This window comes from Yoonia sp. I 8.24, assembly GCF_022096995.1.
Classification (GTDB): Bacteria; Pseudomonadota; Alphaproteobacteria; order Rhodobacterales; family Rhodobacteraceae; genus Yoonia.
The window spans coordinates 59,826-76,313 of the sequence record NZ_JACXGQ010000010.1; the positions used below are offsets into that span (position 1 = coordinate 59,826).

The following is a 16,488-nucleotide window of genomic DNA, read 5'->3' on the forward strand; positions in this document are numbered from 1 at the left end:
GTAAACGCATTCCTACTTATACGGCGGATATATCTACTTCCGTCGCAAATGTTCGTCTAATCGCGGCATTATCTCGACAAAGTTACAAGGACGGTGCCGATAGTCGAGCTGTTTGCACAAAATTTCATCCCAAGCGTCCTTACAAGCACCCGGACTGCCCGGAAGCGCGAACAAATAAGTCCCCTGCGCCACACCCGCAGTCGCACGGCTTTGCACCGCGCTTGTCCCAATTTTTTGCATGCTGACAATCGTGAAGACCGTGCCAAAGGCGTCGATTTCTTTTTCATAAACATCGCGGTGCGCCTCGACAGTGACATCACGCCCGGTCAAGCCCGTCCCCCCGGTCGAAATTACCGCATCCACACCATCATCCGCACACCATGCCCGCAGCTGATCCGCAATCTGCGCCCGCTCATCCGCGATGATCTTGCGATCCACCACCTGATGCCCAGCGCCCGTGATCCTATCCACCAAGGTTTGGCCAGATTTATCATCTGCCAACTGTCGCGTGTCACTGACCGTCAGCACAGCGATACGAACGGGGATAAATTCAGCGGTATCGCTCATGACTTAAGCCTCGCGTTTAAATCTAACAAATCCGCCCACGCTTCGCGTTTGGCAGACGTGTTGCGCAACAAGTAGGCTGGATGGAACATGGGCAGGCAAGGTTTGCCCAGAACTTCGGTCCATGTCCCGCGCATCCGCGTGATCCCTGTCCGTTTCAAAAGCGCCTGACATGGGGTATTGCCCATCAGCACCACAAAGTCGGGATTGGCCAAGGTGATGTGCCGCTCAAGAAAGGGCAGCATCATGGCGATTTCAGTGGGGTCTGGCGCGCGGTTCGACGGCGGACGCCATGGCATGACGTTTGTGATATAGGCCGACCGGGTGGGGTCATCATGGTCCCGGCCAAGATCAATCGCCGCAAGCATCCGGTCGAGCAGCTGCCCGGCAACCCCGACAAAAGGTTTGCCTGCCCGGTCCTCATCTCTGCCTGGTGCCTCGCCCACGATCATCACCCGTGCGGCAGGGTTGCCATCACTAAAGACAAACGAGCGCGCGCCGCGCTTGATCTCGCAATGCTCAAACGCTTGCACGGCGGCGGCAAGGGCAGGCAAATCGGCAGCATTCTTAGCAGCGCTACGGGCCTCAGCGACGGCATCAATTTTGACCGGTTCCGCTGCGGGCGCGGGTGTTTTCGGGGTCTCAACCTTGGGCTTTGGCTTGGCCGCTTCAAGCGCATAGCGATCAACAGGCGTGTCCTGAATGGCATCATCTGCCCCCAGTTCCACCTGCCATTCCAGCAACGCGCGGTCATCCCAATATGTATTACCCGAATCCATAGGGTACAGGTTACGCGGGAATGCAAGGGATGTGCAGGGGCTTGTGTGAAATTTGCACGAAGGCCGCGCGGTGGTTGAAACCATGCAGGTGCTCGGCACAACACGCTAGCGCGTCGCACCGACAAATACCGACAGTCACGAATTCGCTCCAAGCCGATTGTGAGCCATAAGTTCTTCAAATCTCTGTAATGCGAACCAAGTAACCAGTTTGTAGATCTGGAGGACCCTCATTCAACATTTGGATTGGAGCCAAACCTTCTTGTCGAATTTGGTTCTCTGAGATGCGTTCATCAAAAGCTTTTTCGAGTGTTTGCCCAAAAAATTTGCGACTGTATATACTCGACGATTGACCAACCCTTCGAGCAAACCAATCTCTGCCAAATTCCGAACATCCGCGTTTGGGTTGGTTGCCATACTTTCAATAAACACCCCGACCCTTTGAAAGAAATACTCGTTGTTGCCGTAGTTCTCAACGAACTCGTTAAAGTAGTCTTCAAAAAATATGTAGTTCCCAGAAGACGTCGCGTCCAAAAGTTTTTCTCGCGAATAGTATTCTTCCAACTCGGGGAAAGCATTCAAACACTGAGAAATTTCTTCAGACAATTTTACGACCTTGTTCCATCCGCTTGCTCTGCAACCTACCATCGATAGGAAACAGATTGATAGTCAATGAGTGCACGGAGCTGACATTCGCTGTGTCGTGGGTGATGCCCCGTTTTCTACTCTGGGCTGGTGATCAAGGTTACCTGACCACTTCATGCCACACGTCCCTTATGAAGCATCCGGCTTCACATACCACCCCGCCAAACCTCCAATGCCCGACACACCATTGATGCCCCAACCCTGCCTGCTATAAGCGGTGCAAACCGTGATAAGGGGCCGTTCATGACATTTCGCGCAAGACATCTTTTGGGCATCGAACATCTGCACCCCACTGAAATTACGACCCTGCTGGATTTGGCAGATAGCTATGCGGATCATAACCGTCGGGGCGTAGCGCACCGTGATGTGCTCGCCGGGCTAACACAGATCAACATGTTCTTTGAAAACTCGACCCGAACACAGGCGAGCTTTGAAATCGCGGGCAAGCGGTTGGGTGCCGATGTGATGAACATGGAGATGCAAGCTTCGTCCATCAAAAAGGGTGAAACCTTGATTGATACGGCGCTGACGCTGAACGCGATGCATCCTGACTTGCTCGTGGTCCGGCATCCGCATTCGGGGGCGGTCGATTTGTTGGCGCAAAAGGTGAATTGCGCCGTGCTGAACGCGGGCGACGGCAAGCATGAACACCCGACCCAAGCGCTGCTCGACGCGCTGACCATTCGCCGCGCCAAAGGACGGCTGCACCGTCTGTCTATCGCAATTTGCGGTGATGTGGCGCATAGCCGGGTCGCCCGCTCGAACATCATGCTGCTGGGCAAGATGGAAAACCGTATCCGTCTGATCGCCCCACCCACGCTTATGCCATCGGGCATGAATGAGTTCGGCTGCGAAGTGTTTGAGGATATGGAAGAAGGCCTGAAAGACGTCGACGTCGTGATGATGCTGCGCCTCCAAAAGGAACGTATGGACGGCGGCTTTATCCCGTCCGAACGTGAATATTTCCACCGCTACGGGCTGGATGCGGCCAAGCTGGCGCATGCCAAACCCGATGCCATCGTCATGCACCCCGGCCCGATGAACCGCGGCGTTGAAATTGACGGCACAATTGCTGACGATATCAACCGATCCGTGATCCAAGAACAGGTCGAGATGGGCGTCGCCGTGCGCATGGCCGCGATGGACCTGTTGGCGCAAAACCTGCGCGCGGCCCGCACAGAAACCCAAGGTGTGATGGCATGATTGCCCAAGATGCCTTCGCCCCGGCCCGCGCCCATGAAAAGGTTGTCTGGGTCTTTGCGATTGATCTGCCCACTGATGAAATCGCGGAGTTTAAGGAAAAAAACGATCATGACGATGATGCCCCGATCTCTCCGCTGGTTGCGGCATTGGGGCTAACCCATATCGACACCGATTTCATTGAGGTATTCGATGCCGATACCATCCGCGACTACGGGTTCGCAAAATACCTGACCGAAGCCAACGGCATGGACCCGGCACAGGTAAACCCCGAAACAGCGATGTTGGCCGCGATCACGGGTCATGTTTTACTGGTGTTTTCCGATGCGTTGAACGGCAAGACCCTCGCCCCAACTGCGCCACTTCGTTTTATCGGGCGCTATAGCTCGGCACAATCGTTGCATCCGGTGCAAAAGATCGAAACCGAGGCAGCCAAAGGCGTATTGCCCCAACCCAAGCCACCAAAATCAGACGCAAGAATGAGCGGCATGGTCGCGACCGCCGCCTTGGTCGTTATGTTCTTGATTGTTGCAATGATGATATGGATCGCCGGATGACAAAACACAGTAGCGCATGGGACGGCATTCTAGACACCGACGAAGAAATTCTTTGGCAAGGGCGTCCTAACCCTGGCTTTGCATTCAGACCTTCTATGATCTTTACCACGTTGTTTGGACTGGCGTTTGCGGCTTTCGCGCTATTTTGGATGGTTATGGCCGCTTCGGCGGGTGGGTATTTTTGGATGTTTGGGTTGCTCCATTTTGCGGTTGGCGTGGGTATCATCGCAGGCGCGGTTTTTTTCCCATCATTTAAGCGTCGCCGCACATGGTACACGCTCACCAACCGCCGCGCGTTTATCGCGACTGAATTGCCAATGCTTGGCAAAAAACTGAAATCATACCCGGTCACCCCAGATACCCCCATTGAATTTCGCGATGATCCGATTCCTTCGGTGATGCTTGCAAGTGAAACAAAACGCGGCAAGAACAGCACCTACACCGTACCAATCGGCTTTGAACTTATCCACGATGCGCGCAAGGTTCTGACCTTGCTGCGATCCGTCCAAAAGGACCAGAAATGACCGATACCCTCTTTATCAATGCCCGTCTGATCGACCCTGTTGCGCTGACTGATACGCTGGGCGCGCTACTGGTGCGCGGTGGCAAAATCGCGGAGGTTTTTGACACCAATCCAAATGCAGGCGACGCGCAGGTCATTGATTGCGGCGGCAAATGTCTGGCCCCCGGCATTATCGACATTGGCGTCAAAGTGTCTGAACCCGGCGAACGCCACAAGGAATCTTTTCGCTCTGCCGGGCGCGCTGCGGCGGCGGGCGGGGTGACCACAATTGTCACCCGCCCAGATACATTGCCTGCCATCGACACCCCCGAAACGCTTGAATTTGTTGAGCGGCGCGCACAGGCTGACGCGCCTGTGCATGTCCTACCGATGGCCGCGCTGACAAAGGGCCGCGAAGGTCGCGAGATGACAGAGATCGGATTCTTGCAAGATGCCGGGGCCGTCGCGTTTTCAGACGCGGACCGTGTCGTGACAGATACCAAGGTATTCAGCCGCGCCCTGACCTATGCGCGCAGCCTTGATGCGCTTGTTATCGGCCATACCCAAGACCCCGGCCTATCCAAGGGCGCCGCCGTTACATCCGGCAAATTTGCATCGTTGCGTGGCTTGCCCGGCGTAACCCCAATGGCCGAACGCATGGCGCTCGACCGTGATATTGCACTGCTTGAAATGACCGGCGCGCGCTATCACGCCAGCCAGATCACCACCGCACGCGCGCTGCCTGCGTTAGAACGCGCCAAACGCAACGGGCTGAACATCACCGCAGGCGTTGGCGTTCACCACCTGACGCTGAATGAAATGGATGTCGCCGATTACCGCACGTTCTTTAAGGTAAAGCCGCCGCTGCGTAGCGAAGATGACCGGGTCGCCGTTGTGCAAGCCGTGGCAGATGGGTTGATCGACGTGATCTCTTCGATGCACACACCACAAGACGAAGAAAGCAAACGCCTGCCCTTTGAAGAAGCCGCAAGCGGCGCCGTCGGGCTTGAAACATTGCTACCTGCCGCATTGCGTCTGTACCACGCAGAAATGATCGACCTACCCCGGCTGTTCCGGGCGCTCACCCTGAACCCGGCGCGGGTTTTGGGCTTGGAAGCTGGACGACTGCAAGCAGGTGCGCCCGCTGATTTGATCCTGTTTGATCCGGATGCACCGCTTCAACTGGATCGGTCACAGCTTTTGTCGAAATCGAAAAATACCCCCTTTGATGGCGCGCGGATGCAAGGCAAAGTGCTGGGAACTTGGGTCGATGGCGACCGCATCTGGGAGAACGCATAATGCCTTCAATCGAAAGTTCTTATCTGATCTTGGGTCTTTGGGCTGTCATCGGCTACCTGTTTGGATCGGTCTCAGGCGGGATGATCATGGCCCGCGTGATGAACCTTGGAAACCTGCGCGAGATTGGATCCGGCAATATTGGCGCAACCAACGTCCTGCGCACGGGAAATAAAAAAGCCGCTGCGCTCACGCTGGTGTTTGACGCCGCCAAGGGCGCGATTGTCGTGCTGATTGCGCGCGCATTTGCAGGCGAAGACGCCGCGCAAATCGGCGCTTTGGCCGCATTTCTGGGGCACTGCTTCCCGGTCTGGCTAGGGTTTAAGGGTGGTAAGGGTGTCGCGACTTATATCGGTATTTTGCTGGCATTGGCCTGGCCTATGGGGCTGGCCGCCTGCGGAATTTGGTTGGTTGTGGCATTGGTCAGCCGGTATTCATCGTTGGCGGCGCTTGTCGCGGCCGGCTGGACGCCTGTTGTCATGGCTTTCACCGGCTATGGAACCAGTTTTTTCTTGGCCGTGACCCTGTGCCTGCTGATGTACTGGCGGCACGCAGACAATATCAAACGACTGCGCGCAGGTACTGAAACCAAGATCGGCGCGAAAAGCGCATCTTAGCCTCTTTGCGAAAGAGGCGCCACAATTGGGCGCCTCAGTCTTTGCCGTTATTTATTGAACAATTTTTCTGTCGCCTCAGCGGTGCGGCGCGTATTGTGGTAGATACCAAGCCCAAGATACATAAAGCACACATCAGATCAGAAATCCGCGCTGATTTAGTAGCTATAATCGCCATAAATCCGTTTCAGATCGCCGTTCCAATCGCCATTGTAATGGTCCAGCAATTCGTCGGCCAAGGTTTTACCTGACTCGATGCTTTCATGAAGCGCATTTAGAAAGTGCGTTTCATCTGGCACCAAGCCGCCGGCACCGGGGCGCGCGCGCGCTTTCAGTCCGGCCTCAGATATCGCAACGACTTCGCGGGCGAGTTCATGCATGTTGATTCCGTCGACCTGCGCTTGCAGCCCATCGACGGATGCAGCCACGCGCAGGGCTTCGCGTTGTTCCGCCGTCCAGTCTTTGCAAAGATCCCACGCCGCATCCAGCGCCGTTTGATCATAGGTTAGCCCGGTCCAGAATGCAGGCAGCGCACAAAGACGCCGCCACGGGCCGCCATCCGCACCGCGCATTTCAATGAACTGCTTCATCCGCGCTTCAGGGAAAACTGTGGTCAGGTGGTCCGCCCAGTCAGACAATTGCGGCTTTTCGCCGGGCAACGCGGGCAATTCGCCCTTTAGGAAATCGCGGAATGACATGCCCAGCGCGTCGATATATTTCCCGTCGCGGTAGACAAAATACATCGGCACATCGAGCACCCATTGCACCCAAGCCTCAAACCCGAAACCTTCGTCAAAGACAAACGGGATCATTCCAGTGCGCGACGCGTCCAAATCGCGCCAAATCCGCGAGCGCCATGATTTATGACCGTTGACCTTGCCCTCAAAGAACGGCGAGCTGGCAAAAAGTGCGGCCGCAACGGGTTGCAATGCAACAGCCACACGCATTTTCTTGACCATGTCCGCTTCGGACCCGAAATCAAGGTTCACTTGCACCGTACAAGTCCGGCGCATCATCGCGGTGCCCATGGTGCCAACCTTGTTCATGTAGGCGTCCATCAGCTTGTAGCGGCCTTTCGGCATCAACGGCATTTCTGCGTGTGACCATTCAGGGGCCGCCCCCAGACCGATGAATTTCACACCGATTTCATCCGAGACTGATTTCACCTCGGCCAGATGGGTGTTCACCTCGTCACAGGTTTGGTGGATCGTCTCAAGCGGGGCGCCGGATAGTTCTAGGGCACCGCCCGGTTCTAGGCTGACGTTGGCACCGTCTTTGGTCAGACCAATGATATGGCCTTCTTCTTCGACACGGTCCCAGCCATATCGGGTTTCCAGCCCTTCTAGGACCGCCTTGATCGACCGCTCCCCATCATAGGGCAGCGGGCGCAACGTATCTTGGCAATAGCCGAATTTCTCGTGCTCGGTGCCGATGCGCCATTGATCTTTGGGCTTACAGCCGTCGGACAGCATCTGCGCAAGTTGCGCGTGATTTTCGATTGGGCCACCACCGGATTGAGGAATGGACATAGGTGCGCTCCGTGCTTGCGATCTATCAGAATTACTATCGGTGACTTGCTGCAAGCCTGCTGTCAATGCAAGAGAGGACGCACACGCGCCCAAATCGTCACGCGCGCATCAGGTGTGCGTGAAAGCACATCTAAAACATCTCCTGTTTTAATTTCTGGCAGGGCGGCAAAAACGTCAAACAGTGCCTCTGCCCCAGTGGCATTGATCGGAATCGACAAGGTTTGCCCGCCAACACCCGTCAGCACCCAATTGGGATCAGGGTGCGCGCTTGGGTCCAGTTCCAGCTTTGTCAAATCGGCAACATCAATCACGCCGCCGTCCAACGGCCCAAAATACGACAAGCGCCGTTCGTTGATCTGCACAACGCCTGACCCAATGCCGTCTTGGCGAAACCGGGCGCGCTGTACGCCTGCAGCGGTCAGGATGATCCCGCCAACAATCACGACATAGCCCAACCACTGCACTGCCCCAAACGCCCGCAAGCCCCACCATAGGCCCAGCGCAATCAGCGCAAGCCCAGCAAGCGCATCGCGCCAACGCCAGAGTAACGCGCGCACTTCGGGGCGGAAAAAGTCAGACATGGATCACCTGCGGGCCCTTATAAATCATCATTGCAAAGGCGCCGATATTTTCGAAACCAATCGCCTCATACGCGCGTGCAGCAGTGTCGCTTGCCGCAAAAAGAATTGCGTCCTTCACACCGTATTCACGCGCTTCTTTTAGGTGGAGCCCAACAGCCCGCCGCGCAACCCCTTGGCCGCGAAATTCATCTGGTGTGAATACGCCACCAATTTGCACAACTTGCGGCAATTGCGCGTTAAACCCGGTCATGCCAATCGGCTGGTTGCCACGGTACAGCGCCCGGTGGCTGTCACGTTGGATATACGCTGCGATTTGTTTCTTTGCGGTCACTTCGGGGCTTTCGCCCGGATAGACCCCTGTTTCATTCAGATAGGCCACGCGCCACGTCTGCAAAGTATCGCTCGGTGCCTCTGCCAAAGGCCGCAATGCGTAGCCCGTGCAATCTGGCAGCCGCAGCTCCGCCAGCTTCAATTGGTAAAGCGGCTCAATTTCATCGATATCGGCTGGCGCCGTCCACCCCAGCGCATGGCGTAACGCGGCGACCTGCCCCGCATCACCCAAAATGCCGGTCAACGCTTGCCCTGCCAAAACGACCTGCACGTCGCCCCAAGGCATTGTCGGGCATTGCGGAAAGGCAAAACCTTCGTCAGTGATCGTCACAACATCGGTGATTTTTCCCGCGTTCCAGCGCACCCAAAACGTCACCGCACGCGGATGCCCGCCCGCCATGCCGTGGTCACGCAGGTTCGACAGTGGAAACATAGACGTCGCGATGTGTTTGGTCAGGAACGCCTCAATCGCGGGCCGGTCAGCCGCACTGGCGCGGATCACCCCCAGTCCCCCAAAGCCTGCTGCCAGAGCGTCAACGCCGCAACGGCAGCCGTATCTGCGCGCAAGATTCGCGGGCCGAGGCTGACGGGGTGGCTATAGGGTAGCGTGTGTAGTTTTTCACGCTCGACAGGCGAAAACCCACCTTCGGGGCCGATAAGTATAGCCCAAGGGCCGGATATGTCGGGCAACCCGATCGGATCACCGATCTTGGCTTCGTCGCAAAACATCAACTGGCGGTCCGCAGGCCAATCCGCCAATAGCCGATCTAGTTTTTGCAGATCATCCACGGGAGGCACGAATGTGCCTCCGCATTGCTCTGCTGCTTCAATGGCATGGGCTTGCAATTTATCCTGCCGGATACGGTTGGCACCTTGGGTGAATTCAGTTTGTGCCGGGATAATCCGGGCCGCCCCCATCTCAACTGCTTTTTCAACGATAAAGGCGGTGCGCTCTTTGCGGATCGGTGCGAAGATCAACCATAGGTCGGGTGGCGATTGGAGCGGGCGGGTCTGAGACGAACACAACAAGATGCCGCCTTTTTTACCAGCTTTCACGATCTCGGCATCCCATTCGCCATCATGGTTGTTTATCAACGATAAAACCGTGCCCTCAGCCAGCCGCATCACCCCAAACAGGTAATGGGCCTGGTCGCGGGACAGCGGAACTGATTGCCCTTCACCCAGCGGGTGATCTACATAAAGTCGAACCTTGGAAGCCATAGGGCAAGCATATGACCGACGACCGATCAGCGCCAGAGCAAACCGGCACAGTTTCTGATGCTGTCGATGGCAATTGGGTCGACACGATTGCCCCTGCATTCACGCGCCCGTACCTTCGGCTGTCGCGTGCAGATCGCCCGATTGGGACATGGTTGCTTTATATGCCGTGCCTTTGGGGTTTGGGGCTTGCGATGTTAGCAACAGAATCCGCAAGCACCCACGACCTATGGACAGCGGTCGCCTGCGGCATTGGCGCGTTTTTGATGCGTGGCGCAGGGTGTACGTGGAACGATATCACCGACCGCGATATTGACAGCCAAGTCGCGCGCACGCGGTCGCGCCCGATTCCATCGGGTCAGGTCTCCGTGCGCGGTGCGCTCATTTGGATGGTTGTTCAGATGGCAATCGCCTTTGCGATTTTGCTGACCTTCTATTGGGCGGCGATCGCGCTGGGGGTTATCGCACTTGTGCCTGTCGCGATTTACCCCTTTGCCAAGCGGTTCACATGGTGGCCGCAGGTATTCCTTGGCCTTGCGTTTAACTGGGGGGCCTTGCTGGCTTGGGCTGCGCACACGGGCAGCATCGGACCCGTGCCGATAATCCTGTACCTCGCTGGGATTGCTTGGACCCTGTTTTATGACACGATCTACGCGCATCAAGATACCGAAGACGACGCACTGATTGGCGTCAAATCCACCGCACGTCTGTTTGGGGATCAATCGCGCAAATGGTTGCGGCTGTTTTTGACGATCACAATTTTACTGTTTGGGGCAGCCGTGGTGCTGGCCTGCATGGATCGCAGCATTTTGTCGCTCGTGATCGCGCTTGGCGGTCCTTGGGCGCTGGGGTGGCACCTGACGTGGCAGCTTAGCCGTTTCGATCCTGACGACAATGATGGTCTACTTCGGCTTTTCAGGTCAAACAGAAACGCTGGTTTGATTGTTCTGCCATTTTTCGCCTTAGCGATGTTCGTGTGATTGATCACCGACGCAGCTAGCCCTATGCAGGGCATCACTCAACAAAGCGGACCCCTATGCGCCTTTCAGCCATCTTCATACGTTTGATCGTTTTCGCCATCGCTGGCTACGTTGCCTATGTCGCGGCAGACTTCACAGTCACCGCCGTCGAAGAGCGCTCGGTCGAAGGTGTGCAAGTCACACTTGAAGACCGAGGGTACGGATGGGCCACGGTGCAAGGGGATGGGCTTCAGGTCATTCTTGAAGGCGTGGCCCCAACCGAAGCCGAACGGTTTCGTGCGATTTCTGCATCTGGCGCAATTGTCGATGCGGCACGCGTGATCGACAATATGTCTGTCGCCGCATCCGAACAGGTCGTCGCCCCGACCTTTGCAATCGAAATCCTACGCAACGACAGCGGAGTCTCGTTAATCGGGTTAATCCCGGCCACGACAGATCGCGAAACCTTGACCGCACGTATCCGCAATATCGCCGACGGATTGCCTGTTGTAGATCTGCTTGAAGCGGCCGACTATCCAACCCCCGATACTTGGCGCCCAGCGCTTAACTACAGTCTGCGCGCGCTGCAAATGCTGCCAAGGTCCAAGATATCAATCGATGCGGATCGGGTTATTGTGAATGCCATTTCTGACAGTCCCGAAGAGAAGCATCGGCTTGAAATCGCGTTAGGGCGCAACACACCACCCGACATCGATTTGATCATAGACATCAGCGCACCACGCCCAGTGATTTCACCGTTTACTGTACGCTTTGGGATCGATCGCGATGGGCCAATGTTCGATGCCTGCGCCGCCGATACAAGCGAAGCCGTTGGCAGAATTATCGCCGCCGCAACCGAGGTCGGTTATACGGGGCAGGTGAATTGCACTTTGGCGCTTGGTGCACCATCACGAAGCTGGGGGCACGCCGTTGCGCTTGCGATCGATGCGGTTGGCAAGTTGGGCGGGGGCACCGTCACCATTGCCGACACAGATGTGACACTGCTCGCGCCTTTGGGCACCGATCCGCGTCTGTTCGACGATGTCGTTGGCACGCTCGAAAACAACCTACCTGACGGTTTCGCCGTCACCGCCGAATTGCCTGTGGCCCCAGAGGCAAGCCCCGAAGGCCCGCCCCGGTTCACCGCGACGCGCAGTCCAGAGGGGCAAGTCCAACTGCGTGGCCGCATTCCAGATGAGCTGACCAATACCGTCGCCAAAAACTTTGCCATCGCAAAGTTTGGCCAAGACAATATCACCATGGGCACACGTGTGGTTGACGGGTTGCCCAACGGATGGTCGGTGCGCGTTCTTGCCGGGATCGAAGCGCTCTCAGAGCTGTCAAACGGCGTTGTGGTTGTTGAACCCAATACAATGGAAGTCCGCGGGAACACTGGGAACGAGGTCGCCAGCGCAGATATCTCGCGGCTGTTAATCGAAAAACTGGGGCAAACCGCCGATTTTGATATCGACGTCACCTACGTCAAGCAGCTCGATCCAATTGCAAGCCTACCAAGCCCCGAAGAATGCATCGCCCAAATTCTATCTGTGACAGAAGACCGCAAGATTACCTTTGATCCAAGTTCGGCGGATATTTCTGCGGCTGCGGTGCCGCTGATCGATGACATTGCCGATATCCTTAAGAAATGCGGTGATCTACGTATTCAGGTGGCAGGTTTTACCGACAGCCAAGGCCGCGAAGAAATGAACCAGCAGCTCTCGCAACGCCGCGCCGATGCGGTTCTGACGGCGCTGCGTGCGCGCCGCGTCCCTGTGTCTACGTTCGAATCAATCGGCTTTGGCGAAGAGAACCCAATCGCCGATAATGAAACCGAAGAGGGCCGCGAGGCAAACCGCCGGATCGAATTCAGCTTGATCGTCCCCGAACCGATTCCCGAAGAAGAAACGACGCTTGAAGCGATTGCAGAAGAAAACATTCTGCCACAAACCGAAGAAGGCGCACCCGAGGCTGAGGAAACGCCAGCCGAGGAAGCGCCCGCAGAAGAAACAGAAGGCACCCCAAATGAATAGATCCGAATTCATCATCGCCACTGCAGGCATCTTATTTGTCGCCTTTTGTCTTGGTTGGTTTGCAAGTTGGCTGGTCAATCGGTTTACCCGCGTCACAAAGTCCGAAATCGGAGAATTGGACAAAATGGCCCAAGCCCTGCACGAGGCCGAAGAAACCCGCGACCAAGCAATCACCTATTTGCAGCAGCGTGAGGCCGAGATGACCAATCAACTGGCCCAGACCGAAGCTGAATTGCGCGCAGCGATGGATGGATTGCGTGAGGCCCGGCGCGAAGCCGAGGAACTACGCGCCTATGTTGAACGCCAAAACAGCGGCGAGGCTTAATCGCGCGGGGCCGCAGCCCGTTTTAGACGGTCATTGATCGCGCGCCCGAGCCCATGATCTGGGATCGGCGATACTGCAATCCGCGTGGCGCCCATCGCGTCAAGCTGGTGCAAACAGTCGAACAGATGCGCTGCAGCCTCGGTTAAATCGCCACTTGGCGATAGGTTTAGCGTGGCATCAACCGCCCCAAACCCCAAAAGCGTCTCACCCGGATCGATCTGCTGCGCATTCAGCCGCACCTGCCCTTTGGGTGCGTAATGCGATGCAAGCTGGCCGGGCGATTGTGGCATATCGGGATCGTCGGGCACGGCGATCGGGTGTCCAAGACAGGCACTGATTGCCTCGGCGGGGATGCCGCCCGCGCGTAAAATTGCGGGCTTCCCGACGCAGCTCACAATCGTGGATTCAACGCCAACCCCACATGGCCCGCCGTCGATCACTGCATCTATTTTGTCGCCCAAACCGGCGATCACATGATCTGCATTTGTCGGGCTAATCCGACCTGACGGATTAGCGGACGGGGCAGCAACTGGACCATCGAATTTTTCGAGAAAGTCCCGCGCCACCTTATGGTCCGGCACGCGAATCGCCAATGTATCAAGGCCTGCCGTGACAAGTTTGGAAATGCCCGCGCCCTGCCGCAAGGGCAGTACCAAGGTCATCGCACCTGGCCAAAACGCCGCCGCCAGAGCGCGGGCATCATCGTTGAACACGCAGTATTGTTCAGCCGTGGCAAGATCGGACAGATGCACAATCAACGGGTTGAAACTTGGCCGCCCTTTGGCTGCATAAATCCCCGCAACCGCCGTATCATTGCGTGCATCTGCGCCCAGCCCATAGACCGTTTCAGTCCCAAATGCGACAAGCCCACCCGCGCGCAAAATTCCGGCGGCTGTCGTCAAACCAGCGGCATCTGGCGCAAGTATTTGCATAGGCGTGTTGGTCATGACGTGGCGTTTCAGTTGCTGAGGGTGGTGACGTGGTTAGGTTGAACAAGATTTATTGATGCATAGCTGTGGCGCCTGCGTTTGCCAAGCAGCCGCATAGACTGGAGAATACCAATGCCATATCGCGCCCCTGTCAGCGATTTTCAATTCTTGATGGATCACATCATCGGTTTTGACGAGGTGACTAAAACTGATCAGTTTTCCGAGAGCACCCCAGATATGGTTGATGCGATCCTGACCGAAGCCGCAAAGATGTGTGAAGAAATCATTGCTCCGCTGAACCGCGCGGGCGATTTGCATCCCGCCACGCTTGAAAACGGTGTGGTACGCACATCGCCGGGCTTCGCCGATGGATACCGCACGATTACCGAAGGTGGATGGGTCGGCATGTCGGCATCCCCTGACGTGGGGGGGATGGGTCTACCGATGACTTTGACCACCGCAGTCAACGATATGATGTCGTCTTCTTGCCTGTCTTTGCAATTGAACCCGCTGATGTCGCAAGGCCAGATCGAAGCCTTAGAACACCACGCCTCGGACGCTATCAAAGACCTGTATATCCCAAAGATGATATCTGGCGAATGGTGCGGCACAATGAACCTGACCGAACCCCAAGCTGGGTCCGATGTGGGTGCGCTGCGTAGTAAGGCCGAGCCAAACGGCGATGGGTCTTTCGCGATTTCCGGGCAGAAAATCTATATCACATGGGGCGACAATGATTTCACCCAAAACGTCTGCCATCTGGTGTTGGCCCGCCTGCCAGACGGCGTGCCCGGAACCAAAGGCATTAGCCTGTTCATGGTGCCTAAATTCATCCCAGATGCAGATGGAAATCCTGGAAAGCGTAATAGCCTGAAGGTTGTGAGCCTTGAGCATAAGCTTGGCCTGCACGGGTCACCGACGGCCGTCATGGAATATGACGGTGCGACAGGCTGGCTCGTCGGCCCCGAACATGGCGGCATGGCCGCAATGTTCACGATGATGAATAACGCGCGTTTAGGTGTTGGCGTTCAGGGGATCGGTATCGCCGAAGCCGCCTATCAACATGCGCTGGGTTACGCCCAAGAGCGGACCCAAGGCAAAGCGGGCGGATCAGGCACAATCATTGAACACGCTGATGTCCGCCGGATGTTGGCCACAATGAAGGCTGAAACCTACACCGCACGTGCGATTGCACTGATGAATGCGGTGGCGATCGATATGTCGACAGCAACCGACGATGCTGGCTGGAAAGCACGCGCAGCCTTTTTGACCCCAATCACCAAAGCCTTCGGCACCGATGTAGGAATTGAGACCGCAAACACAGGCATCCAAGTACATGGCGGCATGGGCTTCATCGAAGAAACTGGTGCTGCCCAATTCGCACGCGACGTGCGCGTCACCGCGATCTACGAAGGCACCAACGGCATTCAGGCGATGGACCTCGTTGCTCGCAAACTCATGGATGGTGGCGATGCCGCGTTCCGCTTGCTTGAAGAAATCGAACAAGGCGCTGAAGCTGCCAAAGCGACATATCCCGATCTGGCCGAAGCGGTCTGGCAATCTGCCGAATCGTTACGCGAAGCGACCGAATGGCTCGTTGCGCAATCAGATCTGAACCAACGTTTTGCAGGTGCTGTCCCCTATCTACGCGCATTTGCGCGCGTATTGGGCGGGCATGTCCATCTTGGCTCTGCAATGGCGGGCGATGCCGCGCGGGTCAAAATGGCAAGCTTCTACATCAAACGGCTGCTGCCAGAACATGTTGGGCTGCTGGCCCACGTCCGCGAAGGAGCTGACGATTTGCTGGCTATCACCGTTGACGATCTCGTTGCCTGATCACGCGTATTTTCTGTGCACGATGCCGCGCAGCGGCAGCACTTTGCTCTGCGATCTGCTGACACAAACAGGGATTGCGGGGCGGCCAAATTCATTCTTTCGCCCCCAATCAATGGGTGATTTTGTCAACGATTGGGGTATCCCGCCACAAACGATCCACGGGTTTGACCAATCTTATATCGACACCGTACGGAACCGCGGGGCCGCAGAGACCGGGTGTTTTGGCATGCGGATCATGTGGGCCAACATGCCGCTATTGACCGCACGGCTTTCACAACTTTTTCGGTCTACGGCAAACGATCACGCGCTTTTACAAGCCGCGTTTGGACCGTTAAAGTTCATTCACCTCTCACGTGCCGACAAAGTTGCCGAAGCGGTGTCACTTGATATCGCCGAACAATCGGGCCTGTGGCACCGCAACGCCGACGGCACCGAACGCGAACGGGCAGCAGAGGCCGCCGAACCTATATATGACACCGCCCGAATCCAAGCTGCCTATAACGAAGTCACCGACGGTCAGCGCGCTTGGGACGCTTGGTTCACGCAACAAAGCATCACGCCGCTACGTGTTAGCTATGAAGCACTTGCTACACAGCC

At 56.4% G+C, this 16,488-nt stretch carries 18 protein-coding genes; 10 read left to right on the forward strand and 8 right to left on the reverse strand.

Annotated elements, in window-relative coordinates; translation table 11 throughout:
* Nucleotides 1–33: 33 nt before the first annotated feature.
* The 3 genes from moaB to Yoon_RS16555 form a co-directional block, all read right to left on the reverse strand.
* A complete protein-coding gene (gene moaB / locus Yoon_RS16545) occupies nucleotides 34–567 on the reverse strand; it encodes a molybdenum cofactor biosynthesis protein B (protein ID WP_238113740.1) in 534 nt (177 codons plus the stop codon).
* Complete coding sequence (locus Yoon_RS16550; RefSeq protein ID WP_238113742.1) at nucleotides 564–1,343, reverse strand: uracil-DNA glycosylase; 780 nt, start codon at nucleotides 1,341–1,343, stop codon at nucleotides 564–566. The genes moaB and Yoon_RS16550 overlap by 4 nt, the downstream gene beginning before the upstream one ends.
* Before the next feature lie 231 nt (nucleotides 1,344–1,574).
* Complete coding sequence (locus Yoon_RS16555) at nucleotides 1,575–1,946, reverse strand: hypothetical protein (protein ID WP_238113745.1); 372 nt, start codon at nucleotides 1,944–1,946, stop codon at nucleotides 1,575–1,577.
* A 282-nt stretch (nucleotides 1,947–2,228) separates the two neighbouring features.
* On the opposite strand from Yoon_RS16555, the gene Yoon_RS16560 reads away from it, so the two are divergent.
* Genes Yoon_RS16560 through plsY form a run of 5 tightly spaced genes read left to right on the forward strand, consistent with a single transcriptional unit; the run spans nucleotide 2,229 to nucleotide 6,157 of the window.
* Nucleotides 2,229–3,188, forward strand: coding sequence for an aspartate carbamoyltransferase catalytic subunit (locus Yoon_RS16560; RefSeq protein WP_238113747.1), 960 nt, complete (start codon nucleotides 2,229–2,231; stop codon nucleotides 3,186–3,188).
* Nucleotides 3,185–3,742 carry a hypothetical protein gene (locus Yoon_RS16565; RefSeq protein WP_238113749.1) on the forward strand — a complete coding sequence of 186 codons (558 nt, stop codon included), beginning with the start codon at nucleotides 3,185–3,187 and terminating at the stop codon, nucleotides 3,740–3,742. Before Yoon_RS16560 ends, Yoon_RS16565 begins: the two co-directional genes overlap by 4 nt.
* Complete coding sequence (locus tag Yoon_RS16570; protein ID WP_238113750.1) at nucleotides 3,739–4,266, forward strand: aspartate carbamoyltransferase catalytic subunit; 528 nt, start codon at nucleotides 3,739–3,741, stop codon at nucleotides 4,264–4,266. The genes Yoon_RS16565 and Yoon_RS16570 overlap by 4 nt, the downstream gene beginning before the upstream one ends.
* Nucleotides 4,263–5,543: a dihydroorotase gene (gene pyrC / locus Yoon_RS16575; protein WP_238113752.1), complete on the forward strand. Its 1,281-nt coding sequence runs from the start codon at nucleotides 4,263–4,265 to the stop codon at nucleotides 5,541–5,543. Before Yoon_RS16570 ends, pyrC begins: the two co-directional genes overlap by 4 nt.
* A complete protein-coding gene (plsY, locus tag Yoon_RS16580; protein ID WP_238113753.1) occupies nucleotides 5,543–6,157 on the forward strand; it encodes a glycerol-3-phosphate 1-O-acyltransferase PlsY in 615 nt (204 codons plus the stop codon). The genes pyrC and plsY overlap by 1 nt, the downstream gene beginning before the upstream one ends.
* Before the next feature lie 155 nt (nucleotides 6,158–6,312).
* On the opposite strand, the gene Yoon_RS16585 is transcribed toward plsY, so the two are convergent.
* From Yoon_RS16585 to Yoon_RS16600, 4 genes are all read right to left on the reverse strand, one after another.
* Nucleotides 6,313–7,683 carry a glutamate--cysteine ligase gene (locus tag Yoon_RS16585; protein ID WP_238113754.1) on the reverse strand — a complete coding sequence of 457 codons (1,371 nt, stop codon included), beginning with the start codon at nucleotides 7,681–7,683 and terminating at the stop codon, nucleotides 6,313–6,315.
* 62 nt (nucleotides 7,684–7,745) lie between these two features.
* On the reverse strand, nucleotides 7,746–8,264 hold the full coding sequence (locus tag Yoon_RS16590) for a hypothetical protein (protein WP_113776893.1): 519 nt from the start codon (nucleotides 8,262–8,264) through the stop codon (nucleotides 7,746–7,748).
* Nucleotides 8,257–9,096: a GNAT family N-acetyltransferase gene (locus Yoon_RS16595; protein ID WP_238113755.1), complete on the reverse strand. Its 840-nt coding sequence runs from the start codon at nucleotides 9,094–9,096 to the stop codon at nucleotides 8,257–8,259. The genes Yoon_RS16590 and Yoon_RS16595 overlap by 8 nt, the downstream gene beginning before the upstream one ends.
* Nucleotides 9,093–9,815, reverse strand: a complete 723-nt coding sequence (locus Yoon_RS16600) for a 16S rRNA (uracil(1498)-N(3))-methyltransferase (protein WP_238113756.1) — start codon at nucleotides 9,813–9,815, stop codon at nucleotides 9,093–9,095. Before Yoon_RS16600 ends, Yoon_RS16595 begins: the two co-directional genes overlap by 4 nt.
* 11 nt (nucleotides 9,816–9,826) lie before the next feature.
* Here Yoon_RS16600 and ubiA point away from each other — a divergent pair, with 11 nt between their 5' ends.
* The 3 genes from ubiA to Yoon_RS16615 are packed head-to-tail and all read left to right on the forward strand — an operon-like array spanning nucleotide 9,827 to nucleotide 13,126.
* A complete protein-coding gene (gene ubiA, locus Yoon_RS16605; RefSeq protein ID WP_238113757.1) occupies nucleotides 9,827–10,792 on the forward strand; it encodes a 4-hydroxybenzoate octaprenyltransferase in 966 nt (321 codons plus the stop codon).
* 56 nt (nucleotides 10,793–10,848) lie between these two features.
* The gene (locus Yoon_RS16610) at nucleotides 10,849–12,801 is read left to right on the forward strand and encodes an OmpA family protein (RefSeq protein WP_238113758.1); all 1,953 of its coding nucleotides are present in this window, start codon (nucleotides 10,849–10,851) and stop codon (nucleotides 12,799–12,801) included.
* The gene (locus Yoon_RS16615) at nucleotides 12,794–13,126 is read left to right on the forward strand and encodes a hypothetical protein (protein ID WP_238113759.1); all 333 of its coding nucleotides are present in this window, start codon (nucleotides 12,794–12,796) and stop codon (nucleotides 13,124–13,126) included. The genes Yoon_RS16610 and Yoon_RS16615 overlap by 8 nt, the downstream gene beginning before the upstream one ends.
* On the opposite strand, the gene Yoon_RS16620 is transcribed toward Yoon_RS16615, so the two are convergent.
* A complete protein-coding gene (locus Yoon_RS16620; RefSeq protein WP_238113761.1) occupies nucleotides 13,123–14,073 on the reverse strand; it encodes an L-threonylcarbamoyladenylate synthase in 951 nt (316 codons plus the stop codon). The two genes, Yoon_RS16615 and Yoon_RS16620, sit on opposite strands and share 4 nt — an antisense overlap.
* A 114-nt stretch (nucleotides 14,074–14,187) precedes the next feature.
* Between Yoon_RS16620 and Yoon_RS16625 the strand changes: the two genes are divergently transcribed.
* The gene (locus Yoon_RS16625; protein WP_238113763.1) at nucleotides 14,188–15,891 is read left to right on the forward strand and encodes an acyl-CoA dehydrogenase; all 1,704 of its coding nucleotides are present in this window, start codon (nucleotides 14,188–14,190) and stop codon (nucleotides 15,889–15,891) included.
* On the forward strand, nucleotides 15,872–16,488 hold a 617-nt coding region (locus Yoon_RS16630; protein ID WP_238113765.1), incomplete at its 3' end, for a Stf0 family sulfotransferase. The genes Yoon_RS16625 and Yoon_RS16630, both read left to right, overlap by 20 nt.

Excerpts from the sequence above, each read along its gene's own strand:
- moaB (WP_238113740.1), bottom strand. The coding sequence starts at position 567 with ATGAGCGATACCGCTGAATTTATCCCCGTTCGTATCGCTGTGCTGACG.
- Yoon_RS16550 (WP_238113742.1), bottom strand. The coding sequence starts at position 1,343 with ATGGATTCGGGTAATACATATTGGGATGACCGCGCGTTGCTGGAATGG.
- Yoon_RS16560 (WP_238113747.1), top strand. The coding sequence starts at position 2,229 with ATGACATTTCGCGCAAGACATCTTTTGGGCATCGAACATCTGCACCCC.
- Yoon_RS16565 (WP_238113749.1), top strand. The coding sequence starts at position 3,185 with ATGATTGCCCAAGATGCCTTCGCCCCGGCCCGCGCCCATGAAAAGGTT.
- Yoon_RS16570 (WP_238113750.1), top strand. The coding sequence starts at position 3,739 with ATGACAAAACACAGTAGCGCATGGGACGGCATTCTAGACACCGACGAA.
- pyrC (WP_238113752.1), top strand. The coding sequence starts at position 4,263 with ATGACCGATACCCTCTTTATCAATGCCCGTCTGATCGACCCTGTTGCG.
- plsY (WP_238113753.1), top strand. The coding sequence starts at position 5,543 with ATGCCTTCAATCGAAAGTTCTTATCTGATCTTGGGTCTTTGGGCTGTC.
- Yoon_RS16585 (WP_238113754.1), bottom strand. The coding sequence starts at position 7,683 with ATGTCCATTCCTCAATCCGGTGGTGGCCCAATCGAAAATCACGCGCAA.
- Yoon_RS16590 (WP_113776893.1), bottom strand. The coding sequence starts at position 8,264 with ATGTCTGACTTTTTCCGCCCCGAAGTGCGCGCGTTACTCTGGCGTTGG.
- Yoon_RS16600 (WP_238113756.1), bottom strand. The coding sequence starts at position 9,815 with ATGGCTTCCAAGGTTCGACTTTATGTAGATCACCCGCTGGGTGAAGGG.
- ubiA (WP_238113757.1), top strand. The coding sequence starts at position 9,827 with ATGACCGACGACCGATCAGCGCCAGAGCAAACCGGCACAGTTTCTGAT.
- Yoon_RS16610 (WP_238113758.1), top strand. The coding sequence starts at position 10,849 with ATGCGCCTTTCAGCCATCTTCATACGTTTGATCGTTTTCGCCATCGCT.
- Yoon_RS16615 (WP_238113759.1), top strand. The coding sequence starts at position 12,794 with ATGAATAGATCCGAATTCATCATCGCCACTGCAGGCATCTTATTTGTC.
- Yoon_RS16620 (WP_238113761.1), bottom strand. The coding sequence starts at position 14,073 with ATGACCAACACGCCTATGCAAATACTTGCGCCAGATGCCGCTGGTTTG.
- Yoon_RS16625 (WP_238113763.1), top strand. The coding sequence starts at position 14,188 with ATGCCATATCGCGCCCCTGTCAGCGATTTTCAATTCTTGATGGATCAC.